Origin of the sequence: Actinoallomurus sp. CA-142502 (genome assembly GCF_050936355.1) — a bacterium.
GTDB classification, from domain to species: domain Bacteria; phylum Actinomycetota; class Actinomycetes; order Streptosporangiales; family Streptosporangiaceae; genus Actinoallomurus; species Actinoallomurus iriomotensis.
In genome coordinates, this window is sequence record NZ_JBNJMY010000001.1 from 8,165,819 (window position 1) to 8,187,212 (window position 21,394).

Genomic DNA, 21,394 nt, shown 5'->3' on the forward strand with positions numbered 1-21,394 from the left:
AGCGCAGGAAGTCGCCGAGATGACACCTGACCGACATCCGCCGGCCCGCTACGACGGCGCGAACCGGCGCACCGGAACCGGATGAAGGGCCACGGCCGCCGCCACGATCTCCTCCGTCGTGTGGTCCAGGTTGCGGCTCGCCACCGCGAGCGGTGAGCCGTAGTACGTCAGCGACCGCCGGGCGTTGCCCCGCCGGAACCCCTTCAGGCTCGCCAGCGGTACCCGGGGGTCGGCGCAGACGAAGGCGATGACGCGGTGCCGCGGGTTCGGGCGGTTCCCGGTACGGAGCGGATGGACGCGGATCTCGGTGATGGCGGACCAGGGCAGGCCGACTCCGGTGCCGAAGCGCACCCCGCCGCCGTCCAGCACGAGCACCGGCCGTCGTGGCAGCACCCAGTGGATCAGGTTGTAGGCCATGAGCGGCCACAACACCGCGCACAGCACCAGGAAGGGCGCGGCGAACCAGCCCAGCAGGAGGGGCGTGACCACCGCGCAGGCCCCGGTCACGGCGAACGCCCGCGCGTACCCGAGCGACGTCGCTCGCCTGTCATGGGCGATGGTCAGCGGCCTTCCCTGGACCGGGGACGGCGCGGTCCACGGTGCCGGCACCTCACCGGCGAGCAGCGCCGGCGCGTTGACGTTCTCCATCCGGATGAGCCTCAGCCGGAGCCGTGTCGTACCGAGGACGAACCAGACGCTCCCCGCCACGAGGATGACGACGGGGACGGCCGAGGCCACCCCCGGCCGGTGCAGCAGGGCGGTGAGGTAGGCCCCCGCGATCATCGACGCGATGGCGGCCAGGGCGAAGACGAACGAGCGGCGCAGCCGGCGCGCGCGCCGGCGTCCGCCGAGCATGGTCCGCGCGTACCCGACCGCGACGCACGCGACGACCGGGTCGGCGTGCGGACCGGTCCCCCGCAGCAGGTCACGCCGGGTCTGACGGTCGAGTTCGCGCCAGGCGGAGACGGCGTCGGCGCCCGTGGGGATGGGCGGTGACCAGTTCCCGTTCACAGCCGCGGGTCCACGGGCTCGGACTCCAGGGCCAGTACGCCGAAGACGGCCTGGTGGACGCGCCACAGCGGTTCGCCGGCGGCCAGGCGGTCCAGGGACTCCAGGCCCAGGGCGTACTCCCGCATCGCGAGCGACCGCTTGCGGCCGAGGGACCGCTGCCGCAGCCGTTCGAGGTGTTCCGGTTCGGTGTAGTCGGGGCCGTAGATGATCCGCAGGTACTCCCGTCCGCGGCACTTCAGGCCCGGCTGTACGAGCCGTCCCTCCGGGGCCGGGCCCAGCGGCTTGACCACCATGCCCTCGCCGCCGGCCGCGGTCAGGTCCCGCCACCAGCCGACCGCCTCGGCCTCGTCGTCGCCGGTCAGATCGACGACGCGTGACCGCGTGGAGACGATCAGGTCGTCGGCGGCGGCGAGCCGGTCGGCGGCCTCCAGGTGCCACCGGTGGTCGCGCGTGGCGTAGGAGGCGCCCTCCCCCGCCAGCACCTGGAACGGGGCCAGCCGCAGCCCCGTCAGCCCCTCCACCGGCCAGCAGTAGCGGGCGTACGCGTCGCGGAACAGCGCGGCGTTCGCCTCCCGGCGCTCGATCCGGTCGCGCAGGCCGCCGACGTCGAGGCCGCGCGCCTCGGCGCGGGCCAGGGCGTCCGCGGCGGCCGGCAGGGCGGCACGCGCCGCCGCGCCGGTCGCGGCGTACTGCCGGCGCAGCAGCTCCACCGCCTTCGCCGACCACGGCATCAGCTCGCAGTCCAGCACGAGCCAGCCGGTCTCCAGCTCCTCGAACAGGGAACCGGCGGCCGCGCGCACCCGCGCGAGGAACGTCTCGGTCCGCTCCGGGTCGGGGAAGAACGGCCGCCCGGTCCGGGTGTAGACCGCGCCGGTCGTGCCGTCGTCCACGCCGAACCTCGCCGCGGCGACGCCGGCGTCCCGGGTCACGACCACGACGGCACGCGACCCCATGTGCTTCTCCTCGCACACGACCTGGCCGACGCCCTGCTTGCGGTACGCCGCGAACGCCTCCGCCGGGTGCTCCAGGTGGTCCTCCAGCGACGAGGTGTCGGCGGGCGCCATCGTGGGCGGCAGGTACACCAGCCAGCGCGGGTCCACCGCGAAGCGGCTCATCGCCTCCAGCGCCGGCCAGACGTTCTCCGCGCGCAGGTTGACCCGGCCCATCAGCCGGGTCTCGACGGCCTCCTCGACGTCCTCGATCCGCAGGACGCCCGACTCGCGGTGCCCGCCGCGCGACGCCGGCGGCTCGGCCTCCAGCGGGCGGACCGGCGCGTACCAGACCTGGTGCGCCGGGACCGAGACGATCTCCTTCTCCGGGTAGCGCAGCGCGGTGAGCCGGCCGCCGAAGACGCAGCCGGTGTCGAGGCACAGCGTGTTGTTGACCCACTCCGGCTCGACGACCGGCGTGTGCCCGTAGACGACCATCGCACTGCCCCGGTAGTCGTTCGCCCAGGCGTAGCGCACCGGCAGCCCGTACTCGTCCGTCTCGCCGGTGGTCTCGCCGTACAGGGCGAAGGAGCGCACGCGGCCCGACGCGCGGCCGTGGTACTCCTCCTTCAGCCCGGCGTGCGCGGCCACGAGACGCCCGCCGTCGAGGACGAGGTGGCTGACCAGCCCGTCCATGAAGGACAGTGCCTCGGCGCGGAACTCCTCCGGCTCGGCCGCGAGCTGCTCCAGCGACTCGGCGAGCCCGTGGGCGACCGTGACGCGGCGGCCTCGCAGCGCGCGGACGAGCTTGTTCTCGTGGTTGCCGGGGACGCACAGCGCGGTGCCCGCGTTCACCATGCCCATGGCCAGGCGGAGCACGCCGGGGGTGTCCGGGCCACGGTCGACGAGGTCGCCGAGCAGCAGGGCGGTACGGCCGTCCGGGTGCGCGGCGCCGGCGGCACGGCCGAGGGCGTCGCGTTCGATGACGTAGCCGAGCCTCGTGAGCAGCTCCTCCAGCTCGGCCCGGCAGCCGTGCACGTCGCCGATCAGGTCGAACGGGCCGGTCAGCTCGCGCTTGTCCGACCAGCTCCGCTCGTACGTGACGGTCGCCTCGTCGATCTCCTCGCCCGTCAGCACGTACGCGCGCCGGAAGGCGCGGTGCAGGTCGCGCATGCCCCGCCGCAGTTCGCGCCGCTGCCGGGGCACGACGTGCTCGGGCAGGTCGCGGTCGGTACGGGCGGCGTTGCGCGCCTTCGCCACCGACTCGGGCACGTCGAGCACGATCGCGACGGACAGGACGTCCTGCTCCTTGGAGATCCGGACGAGCTGGGCGCGCGGTCCCGGCTGCACGTTGGTCGCGTCGACCACGGTCAGCAGGCCGCGCCGCAGCCGCGTGCGGACGATGTGGTGCAGCAGCTCGAAGGCGTCGGCGGTGGCCGACTGGTCGTTCTCGTCGTCGGACACGAGGGCCCGGCAGTGGTCGGAGGAGACCACCTGCGTCGGGGCGAAGTGCCGCCGCGCGAAGTGGGACTTGCCCGCGCCGGACACCCCGACCAGGACGACGAGCCCCATCTCCGGAAGCCTGATCTCCGTCATCGGATAAACACCCCCATCTGGGTCGGCGCGCCGACGGACGGGTCGTCGTCGCCGACGGGTACGTGGCGGACCCGGTAGCCGTACGTCCCGGCCACCCGCGCGGTCCACGCGTCGAACTCCGCGCGCGTCCACTCGAAGCGGTGGTCCGGGTGGCGGAAGCCGGTGAGGTTCTCGTAGCGCACGTTGTACTCGGCGTTCGGCGTGGTCACGACCACGACGCGCGGCGCGGCGTCGCCGAAGACGACGCGTTCGACGGCCGGGAGCCGGGGCGGGTCCACGTGCTCGATGACCTCCATCAGCACCGCGGCGTCGTACCCGTGGAAACGCTGGTCCGCGTAGGTCAGCGCGGCCGTGAACAGGTTGAGGCGGTCCGCCTGGGCGCGCGGGAGCAGCCCCGGCGCCAGCCTCCGCTGGGCCGCCTCGATCGCGCGGGCGGACACGTCGGTGCCGGCCACGAACTCGAAGAACGGTTCCTGCAGCAGCCGGGACAGCAGCCGGCCCGACCCGCAGCCGAGGTCGATGACCGTGGCGGCGTGCTCGGCGCGCAGCGCGTCGAGCACGGCCTGGACGCGGCGTTCGGCGAGCGGCACCGGCGGCGCGGCGACGTCCTCGGCCGGCTCGGCGGACCCGGGCTCGGCGGCCGTCGGGTCGGCGACCGGCGGCTCCTCGTCGATGGGATGGCGGTCGAGCGCGTCGTCGGGCGCGTCGTCGGCGTCGGCGAGCCGGGCCAGGGCCGTACGGACCAGGCGGTGGCGGTTCGCGAGGTAGCGGCGGGTGATCCGGGCCCGTGCGGGGTGCGCCGCGAGCCAGCCCTCGCCCGCGCGTACGAGCTTGTCGACCTCGTCCGCGGCCACCCAGTAGTGCTTGGAGTCGTCCAGGACCGGCAGCAGGACGTAGAGCTGGTTCAGTGCGGCCGCGAGCGTGGACTCGCCCTCGATCGTGAGGGTGACGTACCGCGAGTCGCCCCACTCGGGGAACCCCTCGTCGAGCGGGACCGGGCACGCCTCCACCCGCCAGCCGAGCGGCGCGAACAGGCTCGCGGCCAGCTCGGGTCCGCCCCGGCACGGCAGCGCGGGCAGCGTGATCCGCAGCGGGATCGGGGTGCCGGCCAGCTCCGGGCGTTCCCGGCTCTGGCCGCGCATGGCCGTGCGGAAGACGTTCGCCATCGCCGACGCGAGCAGGGACGACGCGGCGTACGGCCGGTCGTTGACGTACTGGCCGAGGGACAGGTCCGGCGTCCGCCGGGTGCGGGCCAGTTTGATCGGGTCGACGTCGAGCAGCAGCGCCGCCGTGCAGCGGTCCTCGTCCGCCTCGGGGTAGAAGACGTGAGCGGTGCCGAACGACTGCTCGAACGCCTGCACCCGGCCGGGATGCTTGACCAGGAGGTAGCCGAGGTCGGTCGCCGGACGCGCGGTCGTGGTGATCGTCAGAAGCACACCGGACAGTGTCGCGGACCCGGCGAACAGGGACCTATCGAATTAATCAGGTCGGTCGGCCGGAGCCCGCCGGCCGGTCACGTACGAGGCGAGGCCGCGGACCAGGAGCTCCAGGCCGTACCGCAGGCGTTCGTCGCCGCCGCCGTCGACGAGTGCGCCCACCATCGAGGTGATGACCGGGAAGCGGTCGGCCGGCAGGCTGTGGAAGTAGTCGCGGACCTGCTCGTAGTACTGCCGCGTCTCCTCCTCCGTACGGCGTTCGCGGTGCAGGGAGTCCTCGACGGCGTCCGCGAGGATGTAGAGCGACAGCCGGTCGACGAACATGCCCGCCCGCTCGTCCGGCACGCCCCCGGCGCGCAGGAGGGCGAGGATCGCCTCCGTGTAGTGCAGGGCGTTGGGGCCGAGGGGAATGTTGGCGAGCGCGGCGCGGGCGATGCCGGGGTGCCGGGTCCAGACCCGGTGGGCCGCCATCCCCGCCTCGACGACCTGTTCCTGCCAGCGGTCCGGGTCGGGGGCCGGCACGTCCAGCTCGCCGGTGATCCGGTCGATCATCAGCTCCAGCAGCTCGTCCTTGTTCGCGACGTGCGCGTACAGGGACGCCGGGCCGGTCTGGAGCTCCATCGCCACCCGGCGCATGCTCAGCGCGTCGAGGCCCTCGGCGTCGAGGATCCGCATCGCCGTTTCGACGATGAGCTCCTGGCTGAGGGGCCGGCGCTGACGCGCGGGCTTCTGGGGACGCCGCCACGGCGGAGGTGGGATCTCGGTCGTCCCGGTCATGGCACACTTCCCTTCCCGAACGGCGTGCCCGTGGCGAACGATGTTCCCATGACCGCGCCGGGGACACCTGCCCCGGCGCGGTCGCGGCGGTCAGACCTGGGGAAGGACGTCGCTCGCGAGGAGCTCGAGGTGGTCCAGGTCCTCCAGGTCCAGGGTCTGGAGGTAGATCCGCTCGGCGCCGAGCTCGCCGTACCGGCCGATCTTGTCGACGATCTCGGCCGGGGTGCCGGCCAGGCCGTTCTCCCGCAGGTCGTCGAGCGAACGGCCGATCGCGTCGGCGCGCCGGCGAAGCTCGGCCTCGTCACGCCCGCAGCAGACGACCTGCGCGGCCGACAGGACGATCGGCCCGCGCTCCCGTCCGCCGCTCTCGGCGGCGGCGCGCACCCGCTCGTACGCCGCGCCGGTGTCGGCGATCGAGTGGAACGGCACGTTGTACTCGTCGGCGTAGCGCGCGGCGAGGCGGGGCGTGCGCTTGGCGCCCACCCCGCCGATGATGATCGGCGGTCGCGGCCGCTGGGCCGGCTTCGGCAGGGCCGGGGAGTCGGTCACCTGGTAGTACGTGCCCTGGTAGTCGAACGTCTGGTCTTCGGGCGTCTCCCACAGGCCCGTGACGATCGCCAGCTGCTCCTCGAGACGGTCGAACCGCTCGGCCAGGCCGGGGAACGGGATCCCGTACGCCGTGTGCTCGCTGTCGAACCAGCCGGTGCCCAGACCCAGCTCGACGCGCCCTCCGCTCATGTCGTCGACGTTCGCCACGGAGATGGCGAGCGGGCCCGGGAGCCGGAACGTCGCGGCGGTCACCAGGGTCCCCAGCCGGACGCGCCGGGTCTCCCTGGCCAGGCCGGCCAGGGTGATCCAGGCGTCCGACGGACCCGGCAGCCCGCTGACGTCCCCCATCTTCAGGTAGTGGTCGGAGCGGAAGAACGCGTCGAAGCCGCACTCTTCGGTGGCCTTGGCGACGCGGAGCAGGGTTTCGTATCCGGCGCCCTGCTGGGGCTCGGTGAAGATCCGCAAAAGCATGGTCCCCATCCTGCTCCCCCGCCGCCTCGGCCCGCACCACCGGGTCCGCGTCCCATGGACGCGAGACCGCCCGGACCCTCGGTGTGCGAGGTTCCGGGCGGTCCCGTACGGCCGCCCGGGAACCCTCACTCACTGACGGGCGAGGGTTCCCGGGCGTCTTTCAGCCGTCTTCGCGGCGCGTCCGGCTGAGCCGGTACAGCACCACGCCGGCGCCCGCGAGGCCGAGGCCCGTCAGGGCGAACAGCGCCGAGGAGCTACCGGTGGTCGGCAGCGCACGGCCCGGGGCCTCCCGCACCGGCACCGGCCGCGCGGCCCGGACGTGGCAGGCGGCACCCCCGGCGCCACCGCAGTGGAGCCCGTGCGGGTGGCCGGGCGCCCCGAGGTTGTGCACCTGCGGGTGGTGCGGCCCGGCGCCGAGCGGGCAGACGAACCCGGCGCCCTGCCGCACGCAGTCACGGCGGGCACGGCCCGAGCTCAGCGGGTGGTGATGCGGCCGGGCGAGCGGGTGGTGCGGCCGGCCCAGCGGGTGGTGCGCGGCCTTGCCCGGACCGGTCAGCGGCGTCATCGGCGCGATGGTCTCGGGCGTGGTGCCCGGCTCCTCGTGCACGGCGGCCGGTGTCTCCTGCGCGCAGGACGGGCCTGCGGGCAGGTCGGAAACGGTCTTGCCCGCCATCGGCTTGTCCGCCGCGGCGCACGGTGCGGTGTCGGACTGCGCCGGACCGGCGGCAGGCGTCTCCGGGACCACGGGCTCGGCGGCGGGCGCCGCCGGGACGTCGGCGGAGTGCAGGCAGCCGCAGGAACTCGGCCACTTCTGCGCGCACGGCGGGATCGCCGGCATGTTCGGCACGACGACCGGCTGTCCGGGAACGTCCACCGGCCGGGACGCCGCGGCGCCGCACGGCGTGGTGACGGGCGCGTCGTTCTTGCCGGCGGCCTTGTCCGTGGCCTTGTCGCCCTTGTCCGCGACCGGAGCGGACGTGTCGGTGGCCGGAGCGGACTTGTCCGTGGCCGGCTTGTCGGCGTGCTGGTCGACGGCCGACGTGGTCGGCGCCGACGGCGCCGCGGCCGGCTTGCCGGCGGCGCACGGCGGAACCGCCGCCGGGCTCTCCGGCACGATCACCGGGCGGGCGGGCAGGATGACCGGACGGTCGGCCGCCGCGCCGCACGGCGTGGTGACCGGCCTGTCCTGCGCCTTGTCTGATGCCTTGTCCTGTGCCTTGTCGGCGGCCGGCTTGTCCGCGGTGGACGCGGACGGCGCGGCGGCGGGCGTGTCCTGCCCGGCCTGTTCGCCCAGGGCGCACGGCGGGACCTTCGCCGGACGCTCGGGCACCACGACCGGCTTGGCCGCCGCGGCGCCGCACGGCGTCGTCGCCGGCTCGTCGGCCACGGACGGCGCCTGCACGGAGGTGCCCACCCCGGCCTCGGGCCGGTCCTGCGCACCGGCACACGAGGTCGCCGGGCGGTTCGTGACGACGTACGGACGGCTCGCCACCGCGCCGCACGGCGCCGAGACCGGGACGCCGGACGTGGAAGGACGGCTCGGGATGACCGCGTTCTCCGTCGGCAGGTCCGAGGACGGGCGCTCCTGCGCGACCGCGCCGCACCCGCACGCCGTGGGATCGTCCTGCTTGGCGGCGCAGGAGCCGAACTCCGGCTTGACCGCGGTGGTCTTACCGGCGGCCTTGTCCGGCAGCGCGCCGAGCGAGCACGGGCCGTCGGCGGCGGGCGCCCCGATCGGGCTCCGTACGACGACGGACTCGGCGGTCCCCGGGCCGTGCTCGGTCACCATGAGCGGGTACGGAAGCTTGTCCGTCGCCGCCGCGCCGGTGTCCGAGCCGTCCGGTGAGACGTCCACCGGCGGGAAGGCGGCGAGCCGCCGCTCCGGCGCCGGCGCGTTGTGCCACGACACCTGGATGGGGTTACGCAGCCGGACGGGCTCCCGCTGTGCCTTGCCGCCGGTGCGTGCGGGCGGGACGACCGTGGCGGTGATGACGCCGTGCCGGGTCTTTCCCTGCGGGAGCAGACCGATGTGGCAGACGAGCGGGCCGGCCTCGCGCCAGCGGCACTTCGGCGGCGCGGCCAGCACCTTGAGGTTCTTGTCCGGCGTGGTCCGCAGGGCGACGTCCCGCGCCGGGATGGTGCCCCGGTTGGTCACCTCGAACGGCCAGTTGTAGGTCCTGCCCGGGACGATCGCCCCGCGCGGCCCCTTGGTGTCGACCACGACGTCGGCACGCCCGCGTTCGCGGTCGCGCGCGTCGCGCCCCTCGTGGCCGTCGTGGTCCCGGTGCGGAGTCGTACGGTCGTGCGCTCTGCCGGCCTTGCCGCCGGTGTGCGCGGACGCGCTGGTCGTCACCTGCGGCATGACGGCGAAACATGACGCCGCCGCCACCGCGGTGATACTCCGCATTCCGGCACGCACGGCGCGGCCAGAAATGTCGATCATTCGTGTCCCCCGTGACCTGCTCAGACGCTGTTGTCAACGCCCCGTTTTAGCCGTCCGGGGAGGCGAACTCATAGCAGCGCGTCGGCGTGTCGTCACAAACAGTGATGGTAAAAAACCGCCCGCACAACGAAGGCCCGTAACGACCACGGCACTCGGCGATAGTTTCCTTTGACGGCCTTTCGACCAAAAGGAAGAGACCAGTGCCCGAGAAAAAGGTCACCGCGGCCACACTCGCCAGCGCCATCGTGACGATCCTCGTGTGGGTCCTGCGGCTGGCCGGCGTCGACATTCCCGCCGAAGTGGCGGCCGCGATCACGACGGTCCTCGTCGCCGTCTCCGCCTACCTGGCCCCCCACAGCCACCGGCCCGACCTCGCCCGCGCGGCCGGGGACACGCGGCCGTCCGCCTGAACGGCCTCAGAACCCGAGGCTGTCCCCGCAGTCGACGGTCGAGGAGCCACCGGAGCTGGTGGCGCTCTTGACCAGTTCGCCGTCGACGCTGAGCGTGCAGGTCAGCTCGCCGGAACCCGTGCCGTGGGCGTTCACGTCGACCTTCTGGCCGTCATTGACGGTGAAGGTCCTGCTCCAGGGCGGCGACACCACCATGCGACGGTGACGTCCGTCCGGTGCGGTGAACGAGACGGACGCTCGCCCGTTGCCCCGGATGGCGAACGTCACCTTGTGCGGCCCCGAGTGTTCCGGCGCGTCCTCACCGGGTTCGTCATCCGGCGGCGGCGTCGTGACCGGCGCCGTGGCACGCGGCGAACCGAATGCCGGACCCGTCGTCACCGGCGCGGGCAGCGGTGACAAAGAATGGCCTTTCGATCCACCCGCCGAATGGCCACCCGAAGAACACGCTCCGAGCGCCAGGACCAAAACCACGAGAATGATTCGCATAGTCGTCTCCAAAACGCATACCTCGTCGTACTGGAGTGACTACGGAGTGTAACCGCTTCGGCCCGGAGACGCGCGAGGGCGGCCCGCACCTCGGCGGGCCGCCCTCACGCGGCGAGTCGGGTCAGCGGGCGGAGAGCAGGTCCCCCAGCTCGTCCTCGACGTCCTGGTTGGCGACGAACATCAGCTCGTCGCCGCCCTCCAGCGTGTCGTCGGGGCTGGGCACCAGCACCCGGCCCTCGCGAAGGATCGCGACCAGCGCGGTGTCCTGCGGCCACGAGACCGAGCCGACGAGCTGGCCGACGAGCGGAGCGTCCTCGGGCAGCGTCAGCTCGACCAGGTTGGCCTCGCCCTGGCGGAACGTCATCAGCCGTACGAGGTCGCCGACGCTCACGGCCTCCTCGACGAGCGCGGACATCAGGCGCGGGGTGGAGACCGCGACGTCCACGCCCCAGGACTCGTTGAAGAGCCATTCGTTCTTGGGGTGGTTGATGCGCGCCACGACGCGCGGGACGCCGTACTCCGTCTTGGCCAGCAGGGAGACCACGAGGTTGACCTTGTCGTCTCCGCTCGCGGCCACGACGACGTGGCAGCGTTCGAGCCCGGCGTCGTCCAGCGAGGCGATCTCGCACGCGTCGGCGAGCAGCCACTCCGCCTGCGCGACGGCCTCGACCTTGATCGAACGGGGGTTCTTGTCGATGAGAAGGACCTCGTGGCCGTTCTCCAGGAGCTCCTGGGCGATGGAGCGGCCGACCGCTCCGGCGCCGGCGATGGCGACCCGCATTACTCCGCCTTCTCCTCGGGCCGCTGTGACACGGCGTCGTTGATGCGCTCCATCTCGCCCGCGGCGGCCATGACGTGGACCACGTCGCCGTCCTGGATGACGGTGTCGGGATCGGGGACCAGCGCCTCGCCCATCCGGTTGAGGAAGGTCACGCGGGTCTTCGCGGCGTCCTCCAGCACGGACACCTTCGCGCCCACCCACTTGGGGTCGATCTGCACCTCGGCGAGCACGACCTCGCCGGTCGGGTCGCGCCACAGCGGCGCGGGACCCTCGGGAAGGAGCCGGCGCAGCATCTGGTCGGCGGTCCAGCGCACGGTCGCCACCGTGGGGATGCCGAGCCGTTGGTACACCTCGGCACGGCGGGGGTCGTAGATGCGGGCCACGACGTTCTCCACGCCGAAGGTCTCCCGCGCCACGCGAGCGGAAATGATGTTGGAATTGTCGCCACTGCTCACCGCGACGAACGCGGACGCCTGTTCGATTCCGGCGTCCACGAGAACGTCGCGGTCGAAGCCGAAACCGTTGACACGGCGGCCCTTGAAACCTCCGCGCAGCCGCCGGAACGCCTCAGGGCTCTGATCGATGATGGCCACGCTGTGGCCTTTATCCTCAAGGATGTGGGCGAGTGTCGATCCGACACGCCCGCACCCCATGATCACGATGTGCACGGTCGTCCTTTCCGGCGCCGTCCGGTCCGCTTGGCTCCGTCTTGACCTGAGAAACCTACACATGGCCGGGCGCGGGTTAGAACTCCTGAACCCGTCCGTGGGTTCCACTGTTTTACTTGCCCATGCCACGATGGGTTTTCACGGTCCCGTTACCGACTACCATCACCGACGTGTCGAAGGCTCCCGACCTCGTCAAGAGGCTCCTGCTCGGCAGGGCGCTCCGCAGCGCCCAGCAGCACGAGCAAACGCTCCCCAAGACGGTCGCCCTGCCCGTCTTCGCCAGCGACGCCCTGTCCTCCGTGGCGTACGCGCCACAGGAAATCCTCATCGCCCTCGGTATCGCGGGCCTGGCGACCTATCACTTCACCCCGTGGGTGGCCGGCGCCGTCGTGGTGATCCTTCTCACGGTGGTGGCGTCGTACCGGCAGAACGTCCGTGCCTACACCAGCGGCGGCGGCGACTTCGAGGTCGCCACCACCAACCTCGGCAACAACTCCGGCATCGTGGTGGCGAGCGCGCTGCTCGTCGACTACGTGATGACGGTCGCGGTGTCGGTGTCCTCCGGCGTGGAGAACCTCGGCGCCCTCATCCACTTTCTGCAGCCCCACAAGGTCCTCGCGGCGATCGCCATCGTGGCGATTTTGACGATCATGAATTTGCGGGGAATCCGCGAGTCCGGCGTCGCCTTCGCGATTCCCACGTATCTGTTCATGTTCGGCGTCTTCGTGATGCTGCTGTGGGGCCTGACCCGCCTGGCGTTCGGCGCGCACCTGCACGCCGAGACGGCCGACCTGACCATCAAGGGGCACGAGGTCGGCGTCGGCGGGTTCGCGCTCGTCTTCCTGCTGCTGCGCGCGTTCTCCTCCGGCTGCGCGGCCCTGACGGGCGTCGAGGCGATCAGCAACGGGGTCCCGGCCTTCCGCCGGCCGAAGGGCAAGAACGCCGCGACGACGCTGCTGCTGCTCGGTGCCGTGGCGGCCTCGATGTTCGGCGGCATCGTCGCGCTCGCGTACATCACCAAGGCCAAGTTCGCCGACCCGAACCTCGGCACCCACCTGATCGACAAGGCCGGGCGCGACGTCTCGGACCAGGACCCGGTCGTCGCGCAGGTGGCCCACACGGTCTTCAGCAACTTCCCGCTCGGCTTCGCGTACGTGACCGTGATGACCGCCCTGATCCTCGCCCTGGCGGCCAACACCGCGTTCAACGGCTTCCCGGTGCTCGGCTCGGTGCTCGCCCAGAACCGCTACCTGCCCCGTCAGCTGCACACGCGCGGCGACCGGCTCGCGTTCAGCAACGGCATCATCATCCTCGGCACCCTGGCGGGCCTGCTCATCTACGCGTACGACGCGTCGGTGACCGCGCTGATCCAGCTCTATATCGTCGGCGTGTTCGTGTCCTTCACGGTCAGCCAGACCGGCATGGTCCGCCACTGGAACCGCCTGCTGCGCACCGAGACCGACCGGAGCAAGCGCCGCCGGATGAAGACCTCCCGCGCGATCAACGCCTTCGGCGGCGTGGTCACCGGGATCGTGCTGATCGTGGTCCTCATCACGAAGTTCCTGCTCGGCGCCTGGATCGCCTGTGTGGCCATGGCGGTGCTGTTCCTGATGATGCGGGGCATCCGGCGCCACTACGACCGGATCGCCACCGAGCTGGTCGTCACCGGCGAGGACGTCGCGCTGCCGCCCCGCAACCACGCCATCGTCCTCGTCTCCAAGATCCACAAGCCGACGCTGCGCGCCCTGTCGTACGCGCGGGCCACCCGCCCCTCCACGATCGAGGCGGTCACCGTCGCGGTCGACCCGGAGGAGTCCGGCGAGCTGCAGGAGGCCTGGGACGCGCACGAGCTGCCGGTGCCGCTGAAGATCCTCGACTCGCCGTACCGGGAGATCACGCGGCCGATCCTGGAGTACGTCAAGAGCGTCCGGCGGCGCAGCCCGCGCGACGTCGTGACCGTGTTCCTGCCCGAATATGTCGTGGGACACTGGTGGGAGCACCTGCTGCACAACCAGAGCGCGCTGCGGCTCAAGACGCGCCTGCTCTTCGTGCCCGGTGTGATGGTGACGAGCGTCCCCTGGCAGCTGGCCTCCTCCGACCGCCTCAAGGGGCGTCCGGAGCCGGCCGCACCGGGCGCCGTTCGCCGTCCGTACGCCGAACAGAACGCCGAATCGAAGGGGTCACGTGCCGCCGGTGGAATCGTCTGAACTGATCGAACTCCGGATCGGCGCCGTCGCCAACGGCGGCTCATGCGTGGCCCGGCACGAGGGACGCGTCGTCTTCGTCCGGCACACCCTGCCGGGCGAGCTGGTCCGCGCCCGCGTCACCCAGGAGACCAAGAACTTCCTGCGCGCCGACGCCGTGGAGATCCTCGAGGCCTCCCCCGACCGCGTCCCGGCGCCCTGCCCGTTCTCCGGGCCCGGGCGCTGCGGCGGATGCGACTGGCAGCACGTCGCGGTCCCGGCACAGCGGGCCCTGAAGGCGGCGGTGGTCGAGGAGCAGCTGCGCCGGGTGGCGGGCATCTCGCGCGAGGTGGTGGTCGAGGAGGTGCCGGGCGCCCCGGACGGCCTGGGCTGGCGCACCCGCGTGCAGTTCTCCATACGCCGCGACGGCGCGGTCGGCCTCCGTAGGCACCGCTCCCACGCGATCGAGCCGATCGACGAGTGCCTGATCGCCCACCCGCAGGTGGAGGCCCTCGGCATCGAACGCAAGCGCTGGACCGGCGCGTCCGGCGTCGAGGCGGTCGTCTCGGCCGGCACGGGCGACCGCCTGGCCGTCCTGTCCGCCCGAGGGCGCGCCCGCGTCCCGCGCATGGACGCGCCCGTACGGCTGGTCAGCGAGCGAAACCAGGAGAAGCCACCGTTCGTCCGCGAGGACGTCGCGGGCCGGCTGTGGCAGGTGAGCGGCAGCGGGTTCTGGCAGGTCCACCCGGGCGCCGCCCAGACGCTGGCCGACGCGGTCGTGGACACCCTGGAGCCCCGCCGCGGCGAGATCGCCGTCGACCTGTACTGCGGCGCGGGCCTGTTCGCGGGCGTCCTGGGCGAACGCGTCGGCTCCGACGGCCTGGTCGTCGGCATCGAGTCGGACGCCCAGTCCGTCCGCGACGCACGCTTCAACCTGCGGGACATGCCCCACGTGGCGGTGGAGCGCGGCGAGGTCGAGACCGTCCTGGACGAGATCAGCTTCGGCCGCGGCAAAAACCGGCTGAACCGCGCCGACCTGGTCGTCCTGGACCCACCTCGTACGGGCGCCGGCCCGGACGTGGTCAAGCGGGTCGCGACACTGGCCGGCCGCCGCATCGCGTACGTCTCGTGCGACCCGGCCACCCTGGCCCGCGACCTGGCCCTGTTCGGCGAACAGGGCTGGACGCTGTCCGCCCTGCGCGCCTTCGACGCCTTCCCGATGACCCAGCACGTGGAGCTTTTGGCGACGCTGGTCAGAGGCTAAGAATCAGTCTCTACCAGCGCAAACACGTAGCGTAAACCTCAGGGAACCCCAGGCATCCTCGCGGATCTTCCGCATCTCGTGCGCACGAGATGCGCACGATCTTGAAGGAGCCTCGATGGCGACCGCCTCGACTTCGTCGCCGCGACCCGCGACGCCCTCACCCTCCCCCTGCCCGGCATCGCCGACAGCGACCGCGAGCTATGCCGGGTGACCACGAACGCCCGCGCAGACGCCGCGCGTATCGCCTCCGAGATGATCGTCCGCGACGGTCGCCTCTCGACCGTCCAAACCACAACGGAGTGGCTGCGATCCCGCATCGGCCGGCTGCCCGTCAACCACCAGACGTACGAGCGGCCGGACGCCCAGGACAGCCCGCGCGAGGTCGTCGCCCGCGGCCTTGGGATCGACCCGCACATCCCGATGTCGCCCGGCGGTGAGTCATGACCCGCCGGGGCCCGTACGGCTACGACTCCCGCCGGCGTGAGCGTGCCCGCGCCGACGCCCTCGACCACCGCGAGCGGGTCCGCCGCCGTGTCGCTGCCCTCATCGCCCTGACCGCCGTAGCGGTCGTCATCATCGGCTGGGACTACGAAGCACGGTCCCGGACCCTCGATTGGACCCGCCCGTCGGCGGGCGTTACAGCCCCGCCATCACCGCATCCGGTCACATCCAGCAGCCACCCCCACCAGTGACCACCGCGTCACACCTGCACGGGGACGAAAGGGGACCGACCGTGCGCACGTCCGGCTTAGCTAATCGCCTGCTCGCCTTCACCGCACGCTGGCTCTCACACGCCTTTGCTTCCTGTCCGGCATGACGCTGCTGCTCGCCGCCGGCTGGAGCTCCTGACGGCCCCGTTTCACCCATCACTCGACACGAGGGGGGAACCTCATGCGGAACCTGCTCATCGCCACCGCGGCGGCCGCCGGCATCGCCACGTTGACCGGATGCAAGGCTGAAACGCCCGCGCCGGCGATCCCACCAGTCGCATCCACCGTCACCGTTCCAGCCCCATCGACTCCCGAACTCCCGGAAGCCTCGACCGCCCCGACACCGGCACAGCCGTCGGTGAAGCTCATCAAGATCCCGAACGTTGTCGGCGTGAACCACCAGACGGCGCAGGACACCATGCAGGCGCACGGCCTGTACAACCTGCGCGAACAGGACGCCACCGGTCAAGGCCGCCTGCTCCTCTGGGACAGGAACTGGGTCGTCGTCCGGCAGACACCGCCAGCCGGCCGGCGCGTCAAACCGGACACGGTGATCACCCTGTACTCGAAGAAGATCGGCGAGTAGCCACCGCTCCGGCCGGTCCTCCGGCGGGGTGACGTACGTTCCGCGCTGCGGCACGGTGTAGACGAGCCCAAGCTCCCGCGGATGCTCCCCACTCGTGGCCACGTTGGTCCGGGGGTAGTTCATCCCGGTCCGCGGCCGGTTCGATCACGGCCGCGGCCGCTGGCGTTGATGTCCGCCCTGGTGCCAGTGCCGCCTACGCGCTGTGGCGGATCACCCGCGACCCCGTCCAGGCCCTCCCCCGGCAGGGCCGGCCATCACCGATCGTGGGGCGTTCTCGGCCGGGTGACGGGGACAACGGTCAGGATGTCATCGAGGCCTTTGAAGTCATCAGGGTTGGTGGTGAACAAGGGCAGCTCTTCGGCGATCGCGATGGCGGCGATCATCAGGTCGGCCACCCGGCGTCTCGGCTTCCGGCCAGCGCCGATCACGGCTGCGCAGACCCTGCCATAACTACGCGCCGCCTCCACGTCGAACGGGATGGGATCGAACTCGTTCTCGGCCCGTTGAAGCACATCCAGCCGCCGGGCGCGCTCAGCGTGTTCGTGGTAGCCCGCTTGATCCTGATCTCTACGAACCTCATGCGGTCCCGCGGAAAGCTCCGCCAGCGTGATGGCGCTGATGGCCACCTCCGCAGGAAGCTCTTCGGGGTTCACCCACTTACGCAGGATCATGATGTTGGTGTCGAGCAGCCCCCGCTCGTGTTCAACGGTCATAGGGGTCGCTCAGCTCCTGATCGGCCGTGGCGTCCTGGTCGGCGCGGAAGGCGTCGAGGGAGATATCGGGTGCGCCGCGGGACATCGCCGCGAACTCGCCTCGAGGGACGAACCGCCTCCGTCGCCGCAAAGGAATCAGCTCACCGATCTCATGTCCGTCCCGGGTGACCGTGAACGCCTGCCCGCCCTGGACAGCATCCATGATCTCTTTGGACCGATTACGCAGATCGCGTTGTGTGATCTCGGGCTGTGCCGCCATGGATCTATCGTATCTGGACGGTGCACGCCGTGCTACTGGGTAGCACATCATACGCGATTATCCGTTCCAGACCGGAATGCAACACGGTGCCGGCCGCGTTCACGCCCACCGGCTCGATGTCCTTGGAGTTGAAGGTGGTCTTCGGCAGCACCAGCGACCGCGTCCTCCTCGGCATGACCGCACTCAGCGGCCAATCGGCGTAGGCCCCCCAAGGACGCGCCTACGGGATCAGGCCGACCCAGGACCGCCAGGCGTCATTCGCGTCGACCATGCTGAACGGGCCGTTGCCGCCGTCGGAGTAGTACTCCCACCAGGCGTAGTCGATGCTCTTGGACTTGTAGAGCGCGACCTTGTCCTTGATGTACTGGTCGTGGCCGGTGGCGCCGTTGCCGATGCCGAACTCCCCGATCCAGACCGGCATGCCCTGCGCCGAGGCCGTGTCGATCTGTACCTGCAGTGCGTGGCGAGCGCGGCCTTGTCCGCCGCGTTGTAACCGGTGGTCCCGTCGGAGGGGTTCGGGTCCATGCCCAGGCCGGTGCTGTCGTCGTAGCCGGCCGTGTAGCCGCTCTTCGAGGCGCCGTTGTAGTAGTCGTGGACCGACCAGATGAGGTTGGCACGGCTCGTCGGAGTGAGGGAGGAGAACGACGAGGCGGGCACCTTCGCGTCACCGTACGACGGCTCCAGCATGATGCTGGTGACGCCGTCCTTGGCGCGGATCGCGTTCACGATCCGCGTGTAGTCCGACATCAGCCGCGCCGACCGGGTGGAGGTGCGGAACGGCTCGTTGACCGGGTCGTACGCCGCGATCGCCGGTTCGTCCTTGTACCGGTCGGCGATGGTCTGCAGGAAGCCCAGGCCGTTCTCCACGACCGCGTCCAGGCCCTCGGTCGTGGCGTCCGGGTCCACCCGCGCCCAGGCCGGGACGTGCTCCTGGCCGTCCGGGTCACCGGACATGTGGACGCAGTCGAGGATGACGTACAGGCCGGCGGCCTTCGCCCGCTCGACCGCCGTGGACAGAGTGTCGAACGCCGTCTCGTTCCACTCCTCCTCGGTCGGCTGGAACATGTCCCAGAACAGGACCATGCGGACCGCGGCCTGCGGCATGCGCGGGCGTCGCGGAGGCACCGATCGTCAGGAGAAGTGCGGCGAGGGCGAGTCCGGCAGATCGGCGCATGAACGTCTTTCCCGTCCGGAGAGACCAAGATCAGCAAGATCCTAGATCAGCTCCGGACCGCCGGTGGTGGGACGAAAGGCGCGCCATTTCGTCGTCGGAGAGGCGCAGTGCGCCCGCGGCCACGTTCTCGGCGAGGTGGCCCGGATCGCGGGTCCCCGGAATGACCAGCACGTGCGCCCCCTGCCGCAGCGTCCACGCCAGTCGCACCTGAGCGGCCGTCGCGCCGTGCGCCCGCGCGACCGAGAGGATTTGCGAGCCGTCACCGGCGCCGGCGCCAGCGCCGGCTTCGCGTCCTTCACCCGTGATGGTGAAGAAGGGCACGAACGCCACGTCCTGCTCGCCGCAGGCGCGCAGGACGGCTCCCGCCTCGGGCGGCGCGCCGATGCCGTAGGGGTTCTGAACGCAGGCCACCGGCGCGATGGACCGCGCCTCGGCGAGGTGTTCGAGGGTGGCGTTGGAGACGCCCAGGTGCCGGATGAGGCCGGCGTCGCGCAGCTCGGCCAGCGCCCCGAAGTGCTCGGCGATCGAGCTCGCCTGCCGGCTCGGAGGGATGCGCAGGTTCACCAGGTCGAGGTGGTCACGGCCGAGCTGCCGCAGGTTCTCCTCGACCTGGCCGCGCAGCTGCCCGGGTGTGGCCCACCACCACTCGCCCGAGGGATCCCGGCCCGGCCAGACCTTGGTGGCGATCAGCAGGTCGTCGGGGTACGGCGCCAACGCCTGGTTGATCAGCTCGTTGGCCGAGCGGAGCGAGGAGAAGTAGAAGGCGGCCGTGTCGATGTGGTTGACGCCCAGCTCGACCGCGCGCCGGAGCACCCTGATCGACCGTTCGCGGTCGCTCGGCGTGCCGAGGTCGAAGGGGGCGCTGCCCGTGAGGCGCATCGCGCCGAAGCCGATGCGGTTGACCGTCAGGTCACCGAGCCTCCAGGTACCCGCGCCCGCCGCGCCGCCGGTGTGCAAGGTCATGATCAGCAGTCCTCTCTCGCCGGAACGGCGAACGAAGTGCGGTCCCGGGCATGAAAAAAGCCTTCCCGACGGATCGGGAAGGCCTAAGCGATGACGAGATCATAGCGGGCCGCGGCACTGAGGCCTGAGCTCGGACCGGCGACCCGGCCCTACCCGCGCCCGGACTGGCGCTTCGTGATGACGCCGCAGGCGATGCGGGCGCCGGAGTCGCCGGTCTTGAGGGTCTCGGCGTCCGGGCCGGACGCCGCGTAGCGCTTGGGGATGTTGGCCTGGTTGTCCGGTGCCGCGTGGATGACGATCGCGCTGCCGTCCCGGTCGAACAGCTGCGCGGACTGGAAGCGGTCGGTCTTCACCGTCGCGCTGCCTGTGCCGTCCCCGTTGACCAGCAGGGGCGGCAGGTCGCCCGAGTGCGCCGGGTGGGAGTGGGCGTCCAGGTCGAAGTGGGGGCCCGCGCTGAAGAACGGGCTGCCCGTCGCCGGGTCCTTCGACCTCGGGTCGCAGACGCCCTTCGCGTGGATGTGGAAGCCGTGGTAGCCCGGCGGCAGGTCCTGCGCCGTGATGGTGATCTTGGTCTTGCCGCCCGAGGTCGCGACGCGCAGCATGCCGACCTGTTTGCCGGTGGCGTCCTTGATGACGGCGCTCCCCGACTCGGCGGCGCCGGTCATGCGTTCGGCCACCGCGGCGCCGAGCGCGGTGGCACCCGCGCCCAGGGCGACGACCGCGAACAGGTGGTACTTGCCGGGCATGCGAAGTCCCCCGAATGAGACGACAAGGCTTCCGTCCGCCTCATACCCGGTGACGACCACGGACAGTCACGAAGCCGGGCGGTCCAGGGGCGTACGGCCGCGGGCCAGCAGCCAGACCATCGCCGCCAGTCCGGCGACCTGCAGCGGCCAGCCCATGACGACCTTCGCCGCCCCCAGCCACGCCACGTGACCGGCCAGGTAGAGCGGGTACTGCACCGCGACGCGCACCAGGCACGGGATCAGCAGCAGCCAGGTGAGCCGGGAGCAGAGCCGGACGATCTCGCGGTCGCGGTGCCAGGCGGTCGGGTCGCCCGTGACCGAGCCGATGATGAAGCCGACGAGCGGCCAGCGCACGACGATCGACAGGAGCAGCGCGGCGGCGTAGCCGGCGTTGTAGATGATGCCCGGCAGGAACGCGTCCTGCGCCTTGCCGGACCGCAGCGCGAACAGGGCCGCGATCGCGATGCCGAAGATGCTGTTGAGCACGAACTGCACGGTGGAGCGCTGCGCGAGGCGTACGAGCAGCAGGACCACGGCGAGTGCCGCGCCGATGCCGAGGGAGAGCTTCAGCTCCTTGGTCACGATCCAGGAGACGGTGAAGCCGATCGTCGGGATGGCCGCCTCGACGACACCGCGCGCACCGCCGAGGGCCTTGGTGAGCTGGGCCCGGACGGCCTCTTCGACCGTGTCGTACGCGGCCTTCTCCGGCACCTCGGGTGCCGTCTCCTCGGGCGCCGGGTCCGCGGACCCCGAGTCGCGCCGGGCCGGGTCGTTCACCTGACCTCCTCGGGGGGCGCCCGCGTCATCGATCACGCGCTGCCCCGCAGCTCGTATCGCGGGTTGAACATGACCTTACGGCCGTCCTGGACGCTGACGAGACCCTCGGCGCGTACGAGACGGCCCGGCTCGATGCCGGCGATGCGCCGGCGGCCGAGCCAGACGAGGTCGATCACGTCGGACCCGTCGTAGAGCTCGGCCTCCAGCGCGGGGGCTCCGCCCCGCGGCCGCAGTGTCACAGTCCGTAGCGTACCCGCTACGCAGGCACGCCGACGAGCGGCGCACGCCTTGATGGGAGTGGCGCCCTCGGATCCGCTGGTCTTCTGGAGTTCCTGGGCCTCGAGTTCGGCCTTGCTCGACGTCAGCCGGCGCAGGAACCCGCGCAGACCCCGTGACCCTGAGTCCTCGTCGCCCGTGTCGGGCACGTCATCCATGTTTGGCAAGACTAAGCCATCCATCCGA

The 21,394-nt window shown here is 71.6% G+C and carries 22 protein-coding genes; 6 read left to right on the forward strand and 16 right to left on the reverse strand.

Features of this window, described 5'->3' with window-relative positions; translation table 11 throughout:
- Positions 1 to 48: 48 nt before the first annotated feature.
- From ACQEV1_RS38120 to ACQEV1_RS38145, 6 genes are all read right to left on the reverse strand, one after another.
- Positions 49 to 1,011, reverse strand: coding sequence for a hypothetical protein (locus tag ACQEV1_RS38120; RefSeq protein WP_433401018.1), 963 nt, complete (start codon positions 1,009 to 1,011; stop codon positions 49 to 51).
- Positions 1,008 to 3,536: a polynucleotide kinase-phosphatase gene (locus ACQEV1_RS38125; protein ID WP_433401021.1), complete on the reverse strand. Its 2,529-nt coding sequence runs from the start codon at positions 3,534 to 3,536 to the stop codon at positions 1,008 to 1,010. Before ACQEV1_RS38125 ends, ACQEV1_RS38120 begins: the two co-directional genes overlap by 4 nt.
- Positions 3,533 to 4,972, reverse strand: a complete 1,440-nt coding sequence (locus ACQEV1_RS38130) for a 3' terminal RNA ribose 2'-O-methyltransferase Hen1 (protein ID WP_433401024.1) — start codon at positions 4,970 to 4,972, stop codon at positions 3,533 to 3,535. The genes ACQEV1_RS38125 and ACQEV1_RS38130 overlap by 4 nt, the downstream gene beginning before the upstream one ends.
- 42 nt (positions 4,973 to 5,014) lie before the next feature.
- Positions 5,015 to 5,749, reverse strand: coding sequence for a TetR/AcrR family transcriptional regulator (locus ACQEV1_RS38135; RefSeq protein WP_433401027.1), 735 nt, complete (start codon positions 5,747 to 5,749; stop codon positions 5,015 to 5,017).
- A gap of 90 nt (positions 5,750 to 5,839) precedes the next feature.
- The gene (locus ACQEV1_RS38140; protein WP_285628734.1) at positions 5,840 to 6,769 is read right to left on the reverse strand and encodes an LLM class F420-dependent oxidoreductase; all 930 of its coding nucleotides are present in this window, start codon (positions 6,767 to 6,769) and stop codon (positions 5,840 to 5,842) included.
- Positions 6,770 to 6,929: 160 nt separating this feature from the next.
- Positions 6,930 to 9,131 (reverse strand): hypothetical protein, encoded by a 2,202-nt coding sequence (locus ACQEV1_RS38145; protein ID WP_433401030.1) that lies wholly within the window; start codon positions 9,129 to 9,131, stop codon positions 6,930 to 6,932.
- Positions 9,132 to 9,412: 281 nt separating this feature from the next.
- Between ACQEV1_RS38145 and ACQEV1_RS38150 the strand changes: the two genes are divergently transcribed.
- On the forward strand, positions 9,413 to 9,622 hold the full coding sequence (locus ACQEV1_RS38150; protein ID WP_433401033.1) for a hypothetical protein: 210 nt from the start codon (positions 9,413 to 9,415) through the stop codon (positions 9,620 to 9,622).
- Between the two features lie 6 nt (positions 9,623 to 9,628).
- Here the strand turns inward: ACQEV1_RS38150 and ACQEV1_RS38155 are convergent, their stop codons facing one another.
- The 3 genes from ACQEV1_RS38155 to ACQEV1_RS38165 all read right to left on the reverse strand — a co-directional run bounded on the left by ACQEV1_RS38155 (position 9,629) and on the right by ACQEV1_RS38165 (position 11,557).
- Entirely contained in the window at positions 9,629 to 10,021 is a 393-nt protein-coding gene (locus ACQEV1_RS38155) for a hypothetical protein (RefSeq protein ID WP_433401036.1), read from the reverse strand.
- Positions 10,022 to 10,229: 208 nt separating this feature from the next.
- Positions 10,230 to 10,889, reverse strand: a complete 660-nt coding sequence (locus ACQEV1_RS38160) for a potassium channel family protein (protein WP_285628722.1) — start codon at positions 10,887 to 10,889, stop codon at positions 10,230 to 10,232.
- Entirely contained in the window at positions 10,889 to 11,557 is a 669-nt protein-coding gene (locus ACQEV1_RS38165; RefSeq protein ID WP_285581729.1) for a potassium channel family protein, read from the reverse strand. The genes ACQEV1_RS38160 and ACQEV1_RS38165 overlap by 1 nt, the downstream gene beginning before the upstream one ends.
- 170 nt (positions 11,558 to 11,727) lie before the next feature.
- Between ACQEV1_RS38165 and ACQEV1_RS38170 the strand changes: the two genes are divergently transcribed.
- The 5 genes from ACQEV1_RS38170 (at position 11,728) to ACQEV1_RS38190 (ending at position 16,300) form a co-directional block, all read left to right on the forward strand.
- A complete protein-coding gene (locus tag ACQEV1_RS38170) occupies positions 11,728 to 13,764 on the forward strand; it encodes an APC family permease (protein WP_285628719.1) in 2,037 nt (678 codons plus the stop codon).
- A complete protein-coding gene (locus tag ACQEV1_RS38175; RefSeq protein ID WP_433401041.1) occupies positions 13,751 to 15,004 on the forward strand; it encodes a class I SAM-dependent RNA methyltransferase in 1,254 nt (417 codons plus the stop codon). Before ACQEV1_RS38170 ends, ACQEV1_RS38175 begins: the two co-directional genes overlap by 14 nt.
- 207 nt (positions 15,005 to 15,211) lie before the next feature.
- On the forward strand, positions 15,212 to 15,448 hold the full coding sequence (locus tag ACQEV1_RS38180; RefSeq protein ID WP_433401044.1) for a hypothetical protein: 237 nt from the start codon (positions 15,212 to 15,214) through the stop codon (positions 15,446 to 15,448).
- Positions 15,445 to 15,696 (forward strand): hypothetical protein, encoded by a 252-nt coding sequence (locus ACQEV1_RS38185; RefSeq protein WP_433401047.1) that lies wholly within the window; start codon positions 15,445 to 15,447, stop codon positions 15,694 to 15,696. The genes ACQEV1_RS38180 and ACQEV1_RS38185 overlap by 4 nt, the downstream gene beginning before the upstream one ends.
- Before the next feature lie 199 nt (positions 15,697 to 15,895).
- Positions 15,896 to 16,300: a PASTA domain-containing protein gene (locus tag ACQEV1_RS38190; RefSeq protein ID WP_285581719.1), complete on the forward strand. Its 405-nt coding sequence runs from the start codon at positions 15,896 to 15,898 to the stop codon at positions 16,298 to 16,300.
- A gap of 254 nt (positions 16,301 to 16,554) precedes the next feature.
- Here ACQEV1_RS38190 and ACQEV1_RS38195 read toward each other — a convergent pair whose 3' ends face one another.
- The 7 genes from ACQEV1_RS38195 to ACQEV1_RS38225 all read right to left on the reverse strand — a co-directional run bounded on the left by ACQEV1_RS38195 (position 16,555) and on the right by ACQEV1_RS38225 (position 21,366).
- Complete coding sequence (locus tag ACQEV1_RS38195; protein ID WP_433401050.1) at positions 16,555 to 17,013, reverse strand: type II toxin-antitoxin system VapC family toxin; 459 nt, start codon at positions 17,011 to 17,013, stop codon at positions 16,555 to 16,557.
- Positions 17,003 to 17,272: a type II toxin-antitoxin system Phd/YefM family antitoxin gene (locus ACQEV1_RS38200; protein ID WP_285628704.1), complete on the reverse strand. Its 270-nt coding sequence runs from the start codon at positions 17,270 to 17,272 to the stop codon at positions 17,003 to 17,005. Before ACQEV1_RS38200 ends, ACQEV1_RS38195 begins: the two co-directional genes overlap by 11 nt.
- A 228-nt stretch (positions 17,273 to 17,500) precedes the next feature.
- On the reverse strand, positions 17,501 to 18,397 hold the full coding sequence (locus ACQEV1_RS38205) for a glycoside hydrolase family 5 protein (RefSeq protein ID WP_433401054.1): 897 nt from the start codon (positions 18,395 to 18,397) through the stop codon (positions 17,501 to 17,503).
- Positions 18,398 to 18,476: 79 nt separating this feature from the next.
- On the reverse strand, positions 18,477 to 19,409 hold the full coding sequence (locus ACQEV1_RS38210) for an aldo/keto reductase (protein WP_433401057.1): 933 nt from the start codon (positions 19,407 to 19,409) through the stop codon (positions 18,477 to 18,479).
- 149 nt (positions 19,410 to 19,558) lie between these two features.
- The gene (locus tag ACQEV1_RS38215) at positions 19,559 to 20,155 is read right to left on the reverse strand and encodes a superoxide dismutase family protein (protein WP_285628695.1); all 597 of its coding nucleotides are present in this window, start codon (positions 20,153 to 20,155) and stop codon (positions 19,559 to 19,561) included.
- 66 nt (positions 20,156 to 20,221) lie between these two features.
- A complete protein-coding gene (locus ACQEV1_RS38220; protein ID WP_433401060.1) occupies positions 20,222 to 20,932 on the reverse strand; it encodes a DUF3159 domain-containing protein in 711 nt (236 codons plus the stop codon).
- A gap of 32 nt (positions 20,933 to 20,964) precedes the next feature.
- On the reverse strand, positions 20,965 to 21,366 hold the full coding sequence (locus tag ACQEV1_RS38225; RefSeq protein WP_285628693.1) for an OB-fold nucleic acid binding domain-containing protein: 402 nt from the start codon (positions 21,364 to 21,366) through the stop codon (positions 20,965 to 20,967).
- Between the last annotated feature and the right edge of the window lie 28 nt (positions 21,367 to 21,394).

Bases quoted from the DNA above. Each gene is read 5' to 3' on its own strand.
- ACQEV1_RS38210 (WP_433401057.1), bottom strand. From the start codon at position 19,409: ATGACCTTGCACACCGGCGGCGCGGCGGGCGCGGGTACCTGGAGGCTC.
- ACQEV1_RS38145 (WP_433401030.1), bottom strand. From the start codon at position 9,131: ATGCCGCAGGTGACGACCAGCGCGTCCGCGCACACCGGCGGCAAGGCC.
- ACQEV1_RS38140 (WP_285628734.1), bottom strand. From the start codon at position 6,769: ATGCTTTTGCGGATCTTCACCGAGCCCCAGCAGGGCGCCGGATACGAA.
- ACQEV1_RS38125 (WP_433401021.1), bottom strand. From the start codon at position 3,536: ATGACGGAGATCAGGCTTCCGGAGATGGGGCTCGTCGTCCTGGTCGGG.
- ACQEV1_RS38215 (WP_285628695.1), bottom strand. From the start codon at position 20,155: ATGCCCGGCAAGTACCACCTGTTCGCGGTCGTCGCCCTGGGCGCGGGT.
- ACQEV1_RS38135 (WP_433401027.1), bottom strand. From the start codon at position 5,749: ATGACCGGGACGACCGAGATCCCACCTCCGCCGTGGCGGCGTCCCCAG.
- ACQEV1_RS38190 (WP_285581719.1), top strand. From the start codon at position 15,896: ATGCGGAACCTGCTCATCGCCACCGCGGCGGCCGCCGGCATCGCCACG.
- ACQEV1_RS38200 (WP_285628704.1), bottom strand. From the start codon at position 17,272: ATGGCGGCACAGCCCGAGATCACACAACGCGATCTGCGTAATCGGTCC.
- ACQEV1_RS38225 (WP_285628693.1), bottom strand. From the start codon at position 21,366: ATGGATGACGTGCCCGACACGGGCGACGAGGACTCAGGGTCACGGGGT.
- ACQEV1_RS38185 (WP_433401047.1), top strand. From the start codon at position 15,445: ATGACCCGCCGGGGCCCGTACGGCTACGACTCCCGCCGGCGTGAGCGT.
- ACQEV1_RS38195 (WP_433401050.1), bottom strand. From the start codon at position 17,013: ATGACCGTTGAACACGAGCGGGGGCTGCTCGACACCAACATCATGATC.
- ACQEV1_RS38160 (WP_285628722.1), bottom strand. From the start codon at position 10,889: ATGCGGGTCGCCATCGCCGGCGCCGGAGCGGTCGGCCGCTCCATCGCC.